Source organism: Streptomyces diastaticus subsp. diastaticus (genome assembly GCF_011170125.1).
In the GTDB taxonomy this organism is placed as follows: domain Bacteria; phylum Actinomycetota; class Actinomycetes; order Streptomycetales; family Streptomycetaceae; genus Streptomyces; species Streptomyces diastaticus.
In genome coordinates, this window is record NZ_BLLN01000005.1 from 854654 (window position 1) to 867145 (window position 12492).

The following is a 12492-nucleotide window of genomic DNA, read 5'->3' on the forward strand; positions in this document are numbered from 1 at the left end:
CGAGAGGCGCCCCACCGGCGGAGGTCACCGGCCCACCGCCTCCTCCCCCGCGCTCGCCAGGCCCCGCGGCCCGGACCGCGGGGCCTGGTGCGCTCCTCGCCACCCCCTCCTCAAGCCTCCCGTCCCAGACGGGCGAGGAGGCGGGTCTGCGGGTCGGCGCCGGAGGGCGGGGTGAGGGGCGGGGCGAAGACACCGCTGCCGGAGAGGTCGTCGGCGTAGGGGGCCGTCTCGCGGTCGGCGAAGGAGACCAGTTCGGGCGGGAGGTGCTCGGTGGCACCGATGCCGCGGGCCAGATCCCAGGCGTGGACGATCAGGTCGGTGGTCATCTGGCCGCAGTAGTGGTCGGCGCCGCTCGGCCCGTAGGAGAGCTGGACGGTGCGGTCGAGGGCACCGGGGGCGGCGAACGCCTCACGGGCGCCCCGGGCGGCCGCCTCCCAGGCACCGACCGGGTCCTCGCCCAGCAGGTCGCCGTCGAGGGCGTCACCGACCGACTCCATCGTCCCGCCCGCCAGCAGCGGAGGCGCCCAGAGCTGTTCGGACACCAGGTGGGCGACGAGGTCGCGGACGTTCCAGTCGGCGCACGGGGTGGGGTGGTCCCACTGGTCGTCGAGGATGTCGTGGACCCGCCGGCCGAAGAGATCCAGTGCGGCCGCGTGCCGCGCGAGGAGTTCGGGATGGCTGGGGGTGCTCGTCTCGGGGTCTGCGCCCGACGCGCCGGAGGAGGACATGGGATCCATCCTCACCCCGTGGGGGCGCGTGTGCCGAGGGCGGGCGCCCGTTCCGGTGACGGACGCGCCCGGTGTCGCGCGCCGGTGCGGGTGATCGGCCGGCGCGGGGGTACGCGTGCGGCATGCGTCCTGACCCTGTGAACTCCCTGCCTCCGTGGCGGCGCCCGCGGGTGCCCGCCGTGTTCGCTCCGGAGCCGCCGGCCTCCCTCGGTGCCCGGCTGGTCGCCCTGGACCGCACGGTCTTCGAGGCGGTGGCGGCGCGCCGCTGGCCCGGCGCCGACCAGGTCCTGCCGAAGCTGAGCCGAAGCGCCAACCACGGTCTGCTCTGGGGCGCGATCGCGGCGGGGCTGGCGGTGACCGGTTCCCCGCGCGCCCGCCGGGCGGCGGTACGCGGGCTGGCCTCGCTGGGGCTGGCCTCCGCGACCATCAACACCCTCGGCAAGCGGACGGTGCGGCGGCAGCGGCCGGGCCTGGAGTCGGTCCCGCTGATACGGCAGCTGAAGCGGCAGCCGATCACCTCCTCCTTCCCCTCCGGTCACTCGGCGTCGGCGGCGGCCTTCGCGACCGGCGTGGCGATGGAGTCCCGGGCCCTGGGCGCGCTGGTGGCCCCGCTGGCGGCGGCGGTCGCCGTCTCCCGGGTCCACACCGGGGCGCACTACCCGGGTGACGTGCTGGCCGGGGCGGCGCTGGGCGCGGGCGCGGCCTTGGCGGTGCGCGGCCTGGTGCCGACCCGGGACCAGCTCCCCTCCCCCGGCCGCCCGCTGGTGGACGTACCGGCCCTGCCGCGGGGCCACGGCCTGGTCATGGTGGTGAACCAGGGCGCCGGCACCCCCGAGAAGGCGCGGGCCCTGCGGGAGCTGCTGCCCGAGGCCGAGGTGGTGGAGTGCCGGGGCGAGCGGCTGGTGACGGAGCTGGAGAAGGCCGCGGGGCGCGCCCTGGCCCTCGGCGTCTGCGGCGGCGACGGCTCGGTCAACGCGGCGGCCGGGGTGGCGCTGCGGAACGGGCTGCCGCTGGCGGTGCTGCCCGGCGGCACCCTCAACCACTTCGCGTACGACCTCGGGATAGAGGACCCGAAGGAGCTGTGCCGGGCGGTGGAGGCGGGCGACGCGGTCGCCGTGGACGTGGGCCGTTTCCACTCCGGCGGCCGGACCGGTCACTTCCTCAACACCTTCAGCCTGGGTGTCTACCCCGAGCTGGTCCGGGAGCGGGAGCGCTGGTCGGGGCGGGTCGGCGGTCGGCTCGCGGACGTGGTGGCGGCGGCCCGGGTGCGGCGCCGGGACCATCCGCTGGAGGCGGTGGTGGAGGGCGAGCGGCGCCCGCTGTGGCTGCTCTTCGCGGGCAACTGCACCTACCGCCGGATGGGGCTGACCGGCGGGCGCCGGGCGGATCTGGCCGACGGTCTGCTGGACGTCCGGGCCGTGCACGGCGGGCGCGGCCCGGGATTCCGGCTGGTGGCGGCGGCGCTGGCGGGCCCGCTGACCCGCTCGCCGTTCCACGCGGCGGTACGGGTGCAGCGGCTGCGGATCGGCGGGATCAGCCCGGGCACACCGCTGGCCTTCGACGGCGAGGTGACCGACGCGGGTCCGAGTCTGGAGCTGGACAAGCTCCACGAGGGGCTGCGGGTGTACCGGCCACTGACCCTCTGACTCCGCGTCGCCCCGGCACGGAGCGCACCCCGGTGGGCCGCATCATGAGACGGGGGTCTCATGATGCGGCCCGCCGCGTGTACGGTCGCCGGCACCGGGCGCCGGCTCGCGCACCACGGGCGTCCGGCCCCTCACCCACGCGCCCGCCCGAGGAGGCCGTCTTGCCCACCGGTCCCACCGCCGTCGTCTACACACACGGCCACCACGAGTCCGTCCTGCGCTCCCACACCTGGCGTACCGCCGCCAATTCCGCCGCGTACCTGCTGGCGGCGCTGGAGCCGCACCACCGCGTCCTGGACGTCGGGTGCGGACCGGGGACGATCACCGCCGACCTCGCCGCCCTGGTCCCGGACGGCCACGTCACCGGGGTCGACAACGCCGAGGAGATCCTCGACACGGCCCGCTCCGCCGCCGCCGCGCGCTCCCTGACCCACACCGCCTTCCGCACCGGCGACGCCCAGGCCCTCCCCTTCCCCGACGCCTCCTTCGACGTCGTCCACGCCCACCAGGTGCTCCAGCACCTCGGCGACCCGGTGGGCGCGCTGCGCGAGATGCGCCGGGTGTGCGCGCCGGGCGGCCTGGTCGCCGTACGCGACGCGGACTACGCGGCGATGACCTGGCATCCGCCCGCCCCGGGGCTCGACGTGTGGCTGGAGCTGTACCGGTCGGTGGCGCGGGCCGGGGGCGGGGAGCCGGACGCGGGACGCCACCTGCGGGCGTGGGCCCGGGAGGCAGGGTTCACCGACCTCACGGCGACCGCCTCGGCCTGGTGTTTCGCGGAGGAGGCGGAGCGGGACTGGTGGGGCGGACTCTGGGCGGACCGGACGACGGCCTCCGGGTACGCGGACCGGGCGATCGGCCTCGGGCACGCGGACCCCGCACGGCTGGAGCGGATCGCGGCCGCCTGGCGCGAGTGGGCGGCCGCGCCCGACGGCTGGTTCGCCGTGCTCCACGGGGAACTGCTCTGCCGCGTCTGAGCCGGGCTCCCCGGGCCGGTCGCGCCCGTCCGAGGTGACTCCGCGTCACGTCCGGGCGGGCCCGCCCCGCGCGGCGCGCGATCCGCCGCGACCCCGAACCGGCACCACCATCACGGACAAAAGGGGCATTGGGCTTCATAAGCATCAAATACCGCGCCGGTGGACGTCGTTGGAATCGCCCCGTGAGCAGCGTCATAGCCGTCACGGTCCGTGGCACCCACCACCAGGCGGGGCGCAACGCCCACCGAGCCCGGCAAGATCACGAGTCTACGGAGGGTGACCACCCCCGGAACAAAGGATCAAGAAAGCGACTTCCAGGGCGCCGCTGATGCTTGTTCACGGGAGTCGCGCTCGTCTACGGTCACCGTCATTCCGGATGGACCGCCGAATCCTGCCGCCGTCCGGTATCCGCACATCGACCCTTCCACGGCAGGAGCGGGGGACCCAGGTAAGCCGCCGGAACCGGAGCAGCGCACCGCGCACGCCACCGGCCCCGGCTAGGGGTGAAGCCGCGCCACACGGCGCGGCCGGGCATCTCCAGCCCGAACCCGACAGCTCACCTCGCAGGCGCCGGAGAGGAACCTTCATGCCCGCCAAGGGGAAGCACCGCCGTACCAGGACCATGCGCATAGCCCGCACGCTGGCCGTCGCCGGCTCCGGCAGCGCAGCTCTGGCCCTGCCGCTGATGGGCGCCGCAGGCGCACACGCCGCCGAGAAGTCGGCGCCGGAGTCCGTCTCCGTCCAGCACGCCGTCGCCGCCGCTCAGCAGCAGGCGCCGAAGAGCGCCGCCGACGACACCAAGACCTACGAGGTCGTCGCGGGCGACTACCTGGCCAGGATCGCCGACGCGCAGAACGTCGACGGCGGCTGGGAGCAGCTCTACCAGGACAACCGCGAGGTCGTCGGCTCGAACCCGAACCTCATCATCCCGGGCATGACGCTCTCGGTGGACGGCACCGCCGCCGAGGCCCCGAAGTCCGCCCCGGCCAAGCCGCAGAGCGCGCCGAAGCAGGCCGCCCCGAAGGCCGGCACCAGCACCTCCGCCGCGAAGAAGACCGAGACCGCGCCGAAGCCGGCCGCCCCGGCGAAGCCGGAGGCCGAGCAGGCCGAGCAGCCCGCCGCCTCCTCCGGCTGGAACCGCCCGGTCGACGCCTCCCCGTCCACCGCCTACCGCGCCTCCGGCGGCAGCTGGTCCTCCGGTTACCACACCGGTGTCGACTTCTCCGCCTCCTCGGGCACCTCCGTCAAGGCCATCGGGGCGGGCACCGTCGTCTCCGCCGGCTGGAGCGGCTCGTACGGCAACGAGGTCGTCATCCAGCACGCCGACGGCAAGTACTCCCAGTACGCCCACCTGTCGTCGCTCTCGGTCTCGTCCGGCCAGACCGTCACGGGCGGCCAGCAGATCGGCCTCTCCGGCTCGACCGGCAACTCCACCGGCCCGCACCTCCACTTCGAGGTCCGCACCGGCCCGAGCTACGGCTCGGACATCGACCCGCTGGCCTACCTGCGCGGTCACGGCGTCTCCGTCTGACGCACCCCCGGCACCGCCGGGTTCTCCTCACCACCGGCCGGGGCCGGACCGGGGCACACACCGCCCCGTCCGGCCCCGGCCGCGCGCGTGGCCCTGGCACCGTCCCGCGCTCCGCAGCGCACCGGCGGCGCGGCGCCGGCGTCCTTCGGCCGCCGCCCCGGGCGGGCTGTTCCGGCCGCCTCCGGAACGGACCCGGCGACCACGGGAAGGACTGTGCCTCAAGGGAGTTGGGGCCCCGGGGAGGGACTGACGGTGCCGGGTGGGCGTGCCATCATGAGGGCGTCGCGCGGCTCGGACCCTGCCGTACCGCTGGCGTGCGGCGCGATCAACCGCGAGCGTGCGGGCCGGAGCGTCTGGAATGGGTGAAGCGTGGAAATCCTGGGGACCACACTGCGGATCTGCGTCGAGGATCTGGAGGCCGCGGTGCCGTTCTACGAGCGGCTGGCGGGCAGCCGGGCGATGCGGCACCAGCAGGGCGGCGTCTCCGTCGCCGCCGTCGGCTGCTTCCTGCTGATGAGCGGCCCCAAGGCCGACCTGGACGTGCTGCGGAAGGTCGCCGCGACCATCGCCGTGGCCGACGTGGAGAAGACCGGCCAGGTCCTCGCCGCCTCCGGCGCCGCCGTGATCGCGGGCCCGGTGGCGACGCCGGCCGGGCGCACCCTGGTCGCGATGCACCCGGACGGCTCGGTCTTCGAGTACGCGGACCGGCTCGGCGCCTCCGCCTGACCTCCCCTCAGCCGTTCGCCTCCGGCCGCATCCGGAAGTCGTAGGCGGCGGGCAGGGGTTCGTCGCGGTGGAGGAGTTCGCGGCCGGTGGGTTTGTGCAGCAGCGAGTGGACGCGTCCGCCGAGGCCGGGCAGGACGGTGGCGCGGAGCCGGCTGTTCTCCAGGACGAGGGTGGGCAGGGTGGTGGGGACGCGACGGCGTTCGTGGCCGTCGAGGACCCGGGTGGGCAGCAGCGAGGTCAGCGGGGCGCGGGTGAGGCCGCGCGCCATCTCCGGAGGCAGGCCGGGGACGGTGGCCGGGTCGACGACGTGGGTCTCGTCGAGCGGACGCAACGGGGCCAGCGGGTTGGCCGCGCCCAGGGGTGCGGCGGGCAGGGTCAGGCGGTCGTGCCGGATCGTGGTCGCCAAGGCGTACTCCCCTCACCGGGGCGGTCCTTCGCGCCCCTCGCGCCATGGAACCCTCTGACCGGGTGCGGTGGCCAGGGGGGCGTCCGGGAAGGGGGGATCAGCCGGCCGGACCGCGCATCTCCTGGGTGAGGGCCCAGCGTTCGTGGTCGCGCCAGGCGCCGTCGATGAGGAGGAAGTCGGGCGAGAACCCTTCGAGACGGAACCCGGCGCGGCGGGCGAGGGCGATCGAGGGGGCGTTGCCGGGCTGGACGTTGATCTCCAGCCGGTGCAGGCCGAGGGTGTCCATGGTGTGGGCGACGACCAGGCCGAGGGCCTCGCTCATCAGTCCGCGCCCCTCGCAGCCGGCGAAGGCGCCGTAGCCGAGGGCACCGCAGCGGAAGGCGCCGCCGACGATGTTGTTGACGGCGACGTACCCGGCGAGGGCTCCCGTGGCACGTTCGTGGACGAGGTAGCCGGCCCGGTCGTCGTCGTGGACGAGGCGGCCCGCCCAGACGGCGTAGGCCCGGGCGTCGGTGGGCGGGAAGAGCCACGGGCGGTGCAGCTCACGGCTCTCCCGGGCGCGGGCGGTGAACTCCGGTCCGTCGGCGAGGGTGACGGGACGCAGGGTGGTGCGCGGCCCTTCGGCGACGGGCGCCGGGGTGGACGCCGCGCCGCCGGGGCCGGGGTCCGTGGTGCCGTCCTCGGTGGCGGCGTTCCTGTCCATGCGGGTCGCTCTCCTCTGCCGTAGGTCTCGGTCGCCTCCCGTCAGCATCGCCGAGCCGGGCGGTGCCCGCACCGTGAGAACCGCGGGAGGTCCGTGGGGCGAGGCCTGTCCCGGGGGGCCGGTGCGTGCTCTCGGCGCACCGGCCGAAAGTCCTCGTGGCGGAGTCACCCGGGCCCTCGGCCGGTGCGGTGAGGCCGCGTGCGGGGCGCCGTGGGCGCCGTGCGGGAGGTGACGCCCCCCGGCACCGTGCTACCACCCCGGGGCCGGTGCACGGTGGCGGTGACGCCCGCCCATCGCGGCTGCGGCGCCAGGGCCCGGCAGCCGTACGGACGCGGCTACCGGATCGTCCTCGGCTCCGACACCACCGCCACCGGGGACGAGCCCCGCCAGGAGCGCGAACTCCTCGTGCCGCGCGAGAAGTCCGCTGAAGCCGGAGCACCGAGGAGAGCACGGAACCGCCGCCACCCGGCCGGTGGGCGCCCCCGCCGTCAGGCGAGCGCCGGTACGTCCAGGGTCAGCGTGCCCGCCTCGGTGTCCAGTTCGGCCGGGACACCGAACGGCATGGTCAGCGCCCCCTCACCGTGCCCGAACCCGAACTCCTCGGCCACCGGCACCCCGAGCGGCCCGAGCCGGTCGCGCAGCACGGCCCGCACCTCCTCGTAGGGGCCGCACTCCTCCCAGGAGCCGAGGACGAGTCCCCTCACCCCGTCGAGCCAGCGGGCACGCAGCAACTGGGTGAGGACGCGGTCGAGGCGGTACGCCTCCTCACCGATGTCCTCGATCAGCAGCAGCCCGCCCGAGGCGGCCGGGCGGGCGTGCGGCAGGCCCAGTTCGGCGGCGAGGAGACTGACGCAGCCGCCGAGCGTCACTCCCCGCGCCCGGCCGGGGACGAGGACGCGACCGGTGGCGGAGGCGAGGACGCGCACCGACTCGGGGTCGAAGAGAGTCGCGCGCAGATGCTCCTGGGCCGCCCGGCTCTTGAGGAAGCCGACGGTCGCCGGCATGGGGGCGTGCAGCGTCGCCAGACCGAGGCGGACCGCGAACTGCTCGTGCAGGGCGGTGATGTCGCTGTAGCCGACGAAGGGCTTGGGGCGCGCGGCGCGCATCGCCTCCCAGTCCAGCAGGTCGGCCATCCGCTGGCAGCCGTAGCCGCCCCGGGCGCAGAACACGGCGTCGACCGACGGGTCGCACCAGGCGGCCTGGAGGTCGGCGGCACGGTCGGCGTCCTCGCCCGCGAGGTAGGGGAAGCCGGTATGCCGGTCGAGCACGTGCGGGGCGGCCACCGGGTCCAGTCCCCAGCCGCGCAGCAGGTCGAGTCCGCTCTCCAGCCCCTCCTCGGGCACCGGACCGGCGGGGGCCACCACGGCGACCCGGGCGCCGGGGGCGAGCCGGGGCGGACGGACGAGCGGACGGACGGGCTGGGACAAGGGAACTCTCCCGGGGTGTCGACGGGGCGGGCCGCCGCCCCGGGCGGGGTGGCGGCCCGATGGCCGGGGCGGGCGCGGCAGGCCACGCCCGGCGCCGGTGTCAGTGCTGGAACTCCAGCTCCGGCACGTCGGCGGTGAACCCGAACACCTCGGCGTAGAGAGCCAGTTCCGCCTCGGCCGCGCGGACCATCGTGTCGGCGCGGCGGAAACCGTGACCCTCGCCCTCGAAGGTGAGGTAGGCGTGCGGGACTCCCCGGCCGGCGATCCGCTCCAGCAGGCGGCGGCTCTGCGCGGGCGGGCAGATGACGTCGTCGAGCCCCTGGAGGAGGAGGAAGGGCGCGGTGATCCGGTCGGCGTGTTCGGCCGGGGAGCGCTCGGTGTACCGCTCGGGGACCTCGGCGAGCGGGCCGATCAGCGACTCCAGATAGTGCGACTCCAGGTCGTGGGTCTCGCCGGTGGCCCAGCCCGCGAGGTCGAGCACCGGATAGATGACGGTGGCGCAGGCGTAGACGTCGGTCTGGGCGATCGAGGCCGCCGCCGTCCAGCCACCGGCGCTGCCGCCCCGGACGGCGAGGCGTTGCGGGTCCGCGCTGCCCTCGGCGGCCAGTGCCTCGGCGACCGCCGCGCAGTCCTCCACGTCGACCACGCCCCACTGCTCGCGCAGGCGGTTGCGGTAGGCGCGGCCGTAGCCGGTGGAGCCCCCGTGGTTGACCTCGACGACGCCGATGCCGCGCGAGGTGAGGTACGCGACGCCCAGGTCGAGGACGGCGGCCGAACGCCCGGTGGGCCCGCCGTGCACGGACACGACGTACGGCGGCAGTTCGCCCTCGGGGCCGTGCCGGTCGGGATGGCGCGGCTGGTAGACGGTGGCGTGGATCTCGCGTCCGCCGGGGCCGGTGAAGACCCGTTCCTCTGGGTGCGGGAGGTAGGCCGGGTCGACCACGTCGGTGTGGCGCTCGGCGACGGCCCTGGCCCGTCCGGTGACGGTGTCCAGCTCGACGATCTCGTAGCCGCTGCACGGCCCCGCGGCGATTCCGGTGACCCGGCTGCCGCGCACGTCGAGGGAGGGGGCCCAGTCGTTCCACGGTCCGGCGGCGTCGCAGATCTCCCCGGCGTCGGGGTCGAGGATGCCGAGCCGGTTGCTGCCCCGGCCGTGCACGACGGCGACGAGGCCGTTCTCCATCGGGGCGAACCAGCGCTGGCCGACCCGCCACAGGGGCCCGCCGAACTCCTCCTCGCGCGGGCAGAGCGGCTTGGCCTCACCGGTCGCGGGGTCGACGCGGTGCAGGTTCCACCAGCCGCTGCGGTCGGTGGCGGCGATCAGGGAGCCGTCGGAAGCCCACTCGGCCTGGGCGACGGACTCCTCCGGGCCGCCGATCAGGGTGCGGACGCCGGTGAACGGCCCCCGCGCGGTCACCTCGGCCATCTTCAGCTCGGTACCGTCCCACGGCATACGCGGGTGGTCCCAGGCGATCCACACGGCGCGCTGCCCGTCGGGGGACAGCTTGGGGCCGGTGACGAACCGGTGCCGGCCGGTGTCGAGTTCGCGGACCGCCTGGCGGTTCTCGGCGGCGCTGCCGTCGAGCGGGACGGCGGCCGGGACGCGGCGCACGTCGCCGGGCCCCTCACCGGTGAACTCCTCCAGGACGCACCAGACCTCGCCCTGCGCCGCGTGCACCACCGGGTCGGCCCAGCGCAGTCCGCCGCCGACCGCCGAGACCGGGGTGAGCGGGGTGAGCGGGCGCGGCTCGGCGCCGGGCCGGTCGGGCTCGTAGGCGTAGAGCCGCTGGTCGTCGAAGTGGGCGAAGACGATGAGGGGTCCGTCGGGTCCGGGCGCCCCGGCCCAGGCCAGGCCGCCGTACTCGACGACGCGGGTGCGGACGTTCCACGGCGCGGGGAGCGCGGACTCCTCCGCGCCGTCGGGGCGGCGGCGCACCAGGGTGCGGCGGCCGCCCTCGCCGGGACGGGGCGCGGTCCACCACAGGTCGTCCCCGACGTGGGTGACGAACTCGGGCCGGCCGTCGTGGGCGGCGGTGAGGCGGGCGTCGATGGGCGAGGGCCAGGCACCGTACGGCTCGGGCGTGCTCATGGGGTCTTCCAACTCCTCGTTCGGCGGCGGCCCGCCCCGCTCCGTCGCGGGGCGGGCCCGGGGTCAGGCGCTGCGCAGGAACCGGTCGAGTACGCGGACGCCGAAGTGCAGGGCCTCGACGGGCACGCGCTCGTCCACGCCGTGGAAGAGCGCCTGGTAGTCGAAGCCGGGCGGCAGCTTCAGCGGGGAGAAGCCGTAGCCGGTGATGCCGAGCCGGGAGAACTGCTTGGCGTCGGTGCCACCGGACATGCAGTACGGCACGGCGCGGGCGCCCGGGGCGAACTCCTCGACGGCCTCGCGCATCAGGGCGAAGGTCGGCGAGTCGACGGGCGCGGTCAGCGCCGTCTCCCGGTGGTGGAACCGCCAGTCGACGTCGGGTCCGGTCAGCTCGTCCAGAGTGGCCCGGAACTCGTCCTCTCCGCCGGGCACGAAGCGGCCGTCGATCATGGCGGTGGCCTCGCCGGGGATGACGTTGACCTTGTAACCGGCGTTCAGCATGGTGGGGTTGGAGCTGTTGCGGACGGTCGCCTCGACCAGGGAGGCGGCCGGGCCGAGCTTGCCGAGGAGCACGTCGACGTCGAAGCCCTCGGCGCCCGGGTCGGCGTCGATGCCGTAGAGGTCGGCGAGTTCCGTGAGGGCGGCCCGGACCGTCGGGGAGAGGCGGACCGGCCATTCGTGGTTGCCGATGCGGGCGACGGCGGCGGCGAGGCGGCTGACCGCGTTGGCGCGGTTGACCTTCGAGCCGTGCCCGGCGCGGCCGCGCGCGGTCAGTTCGAGCCAGCCGGTGCCGCGTTCGCCCGCCGCGATGGGGTAGATCTCGCGACCGGCGCCGTCGTGGAAGGTGAAGGCGCCGGACTCGCTGATGCCCTCGGTACATCCCTCGAAGAGGGGCGCGTGGCGTTCGGCGAGGAACTCCGACCCGTCCTCGGCGCTGGCCTCCTCGTCGGCGGTGAAGGCGATGACGATGTCCCGGCGGGGGCGCACGCCGGCGCGGGCCCAGGAGCGGGCCAGCGCGAGGATCATCGCGTCCATGTTCTTCATGTCGACCGCGCCGCGCCCCCAGACGACGCCGTCCTCGACCTCGCCGGAGAAGGGGTGCCTCGTCCAGTCCTCTGCCTGGGCCGGGACCACGTCGAGGTGGCCGTGGACGAGGAGGGCGTCGGCGGTGGGGTCGGTGCCGGCGATGCGGGCGACGACGTTGCCGCGGCCGGGGGTGCGCTCGAGGATCACCGGGTCGAGTCCGGCACCGGCGAGCCGCTCGGCGGCGTACTCCGCGGCCGGGCGTTCGCGGCAGTCGCCGCCGCCCCGGTTGGTGGTGTCGATGCGGATCAGCTCGGAGGTGTAGGTGACGACCTCCTCCAGGGCCTCGGCGTCGACGCCGGTGGTGGTCGTCGGTGCGGGGGCGGGCTGCTCAGCCATAGGTCTCCTCCACGGCGTTCTGGGCGACCGTGGTGACGGCCTTGAACGTCCGGATGGCTTCGTACATGGTCTCGCTGGTGTAGCCGGCGCGGAGTTCGCCCGTCAGGGTGACACCCGGGACGACGGTGACGGCCCCGGCCAGATGCGCGGCGTCGAACTCCAGGTCCACGGTGTGCGGACCGGCCTGGACCGGCTCGTGACGGACGGCCAGGCGGGTGGCGTCGCGGGCGGCGGTACGGATGTCCGCGGCGGTGCGCTCGGGGGTGCGGCAGACGGCCGCGTACCGCGAGACGTGGTCCTTCACGGCGACCCGCTCGGCCTCGGGCGCGTATCCCTTGGAGTCCTCGCAGGCCACGTCGTCGCCGGTGACCAGAACGACGGGCACCCCGTACTCGGCGACGACGTGGGCGTTGAGCAGGCCCTCGCTGGCCCGGACGCCGTCGAGCCAGACACCGGTGAGGGAGTTGGCGAGGTAGGTGTGGGCGAGGACCCCGGCCATGCCGGCGCCCGCGTGGTAGCCGAGGAAGGCGATGCCGTCGACGTCGCCGTGCTGCACGCCCTCCACCATGCTGAGGCTCTTGTGGCGGCCGGTGAGCATCTGGGCGCGGGGGTCGAGGCGTTCCAGGAAGAGGTTGCGCATCGTCCAGTGCGCCTCGTTGATCAGCACCTCGTCGGCGCCCCCGTCGAAGAACCCGAGGACGGCGGCCTGGACGTCGGAGGTGAACATCGACCGGCACCGCTCCCACTGGGCGTGCCCCGGCAGCACGTCGTGCGGCCAGGTCACCCCCGTGGCGCCTTCCATGTCCGCGCTGATCAGGATCTTCACACCCGCTCCGTTCG

The 12492-nt window shown here is 75.3% G+C and carries 10 protein-coding genes, 1 pseudogene and 1 riboswitch; of the genes and pseudogenes, 4 read left to right on the forward strand and 7 right to left on the reverse strand.

What is annotated here, in order from left to right:
* Positions 1–110: 110 nt before the first annotated feature.
* Positions 111–728: a TIGR03086 family metal-binding protein gene (locus tag Sdia_RS21300; protein ID WP_100453588.1), complete on the reverse strand. Its 618-nt coding sequence runs from the start codon at positions 726–728 to the stop codon at positions 111–113.
* A gap of 122 nt (positions 729–850) precedes the next feature.
* On the opposite strand from Sdia_RS21300, the gene Sdia_RS21305 reads away from it, so the two are divergent.
* The 4 genes from Sdia_RS21305 (at position 851) to Sdia_RS21320 (ending at position 5608) form a co-directional block, all read left to right on the forward strand.
* The gene (locus Sdia_RS21305) at positions 851–2374 is read left to right on the forward strand and encodes a bifunctional phosphatase PAP2/diacylglycerol kinase family protein (RefSeq protein ID WP_115069242.1); all 1524 of its coding nucleotides are present in this window, start codon (positions 851–853) and stop codon (positions 2372–2374) included.
* 161 nt (positions 2375–2535) lie between these two features.
* On the forward strand, positions 2536–3351 hold the full coding sequence (locus tag Sdia_RS21310; RefSeq protein ID WP_189499861.1) for a methyltransferase domain-containing protein: 816 nt from the start codon (positions 2536–2538) through the stop codon (positions 3349–3351).
* A 406-nt stretch (positions 3352–3757) separates the two neighbouring features.
* Positions 3758–3936, forward strand: a riboswitch (cyclic di-AMP (ydaO/yuaA leader).
* A 1-nt stretch (position 3937) separates the two neighbouring features.
* On the forward strand, positions 3938–4882 hold the full coding sequence (locus Sdia_RS21315; RefSeq protein WP_100453585.1) for a M23 family metallopeptidase: 945 nt from the start codon (positions 3938–3940) through the stop codon (positions 4880–4882).
* A 369-nt stretch (positions 4883–5251) separates the two neighbouring features.
* Positions 5252–5608, forward strand: a complete 357-nt coding sequence (locus Sdia_RS21320) for a VOC family protein (protein ID WP_100453584.1) — start codon at positions 5252–5254, stop codon at positions 5606–5608.
* A gap of 28 nt (positions 5609–5636) precedes the next feature.
* On the opposite strand, the pseudogene Sdia_RS21325 reads toward Sdia_RS21320, so the two are convergent.
* The 6 genes and pseudogenes from Sdia_RS21325 to Sdia_RS21350 form a co-directional block, all read right to left on the reverse strand.
* Positions 5637–6014 (reverse strand): annotated as a pseudogene (locus Sdia_RS21325) (DUF5107 domain-containing protein); the annotation flags it as partial.
* 97 nt (positions 6015–6111) lie between these two features.
* Entirely contained in the window at positions 6112–6717 is a 606-nt protein-coding gene (locus tag Sdia_RS21330; protein WP_100453583.1) for a GNAT family N-acetyltransferase, read from the reverse strand.
* Between the two features lie 488 nt (positions 6718–7205).
* On the reverse strand, positions 7206–8144 hold the full coding sequence (locus tag Sdia_RS21335) for a S66 peptidase family protein (RefSeq protein WP_100453582.1): 939 nt from the start codon (positions 8142–8144) through the stop codon (positions 7206–7208).
* A gap of 100 nt (positions 8145–8244) precedes the next feature.
* Entirely contained in the window at positions 8245–10233 is a 1989-nt protein-coding gene (locus Sdia_RS21340) for a S9 family peptidase (RefSeq protein ID WP_189499860.1), read from the reverse strand.
* A gap of 63 nt (positions 10234–10296) precedes the next feature.
* Positions 10297–11652 (reverse strand): M20/M25/M40 family metallo-hydrolase, encoded by a 1356-nt coding sequence (locus Sdia_RS21345; protein ID WP_115069239.1) that lies wholly within the window; start codon positions 11650–11652, stop codon positions 10297–10299.
* Complete coding sequence (locus tag Sdia_RS21350) at positions 11645–12478, reverse strand: M55 family metallopeptidase (RefSeq protein ID WP_100453579.1); 834 nt, start codon at positions 12476–12478, stop codon at positions 11645–11647. Before Sdia_RS21350 ends, Sdia_RS21345 begins: the two co-directional genes overlap by 8 nt.
* Positions 12479–12492 lie beyond the last annotated feature (14 nt).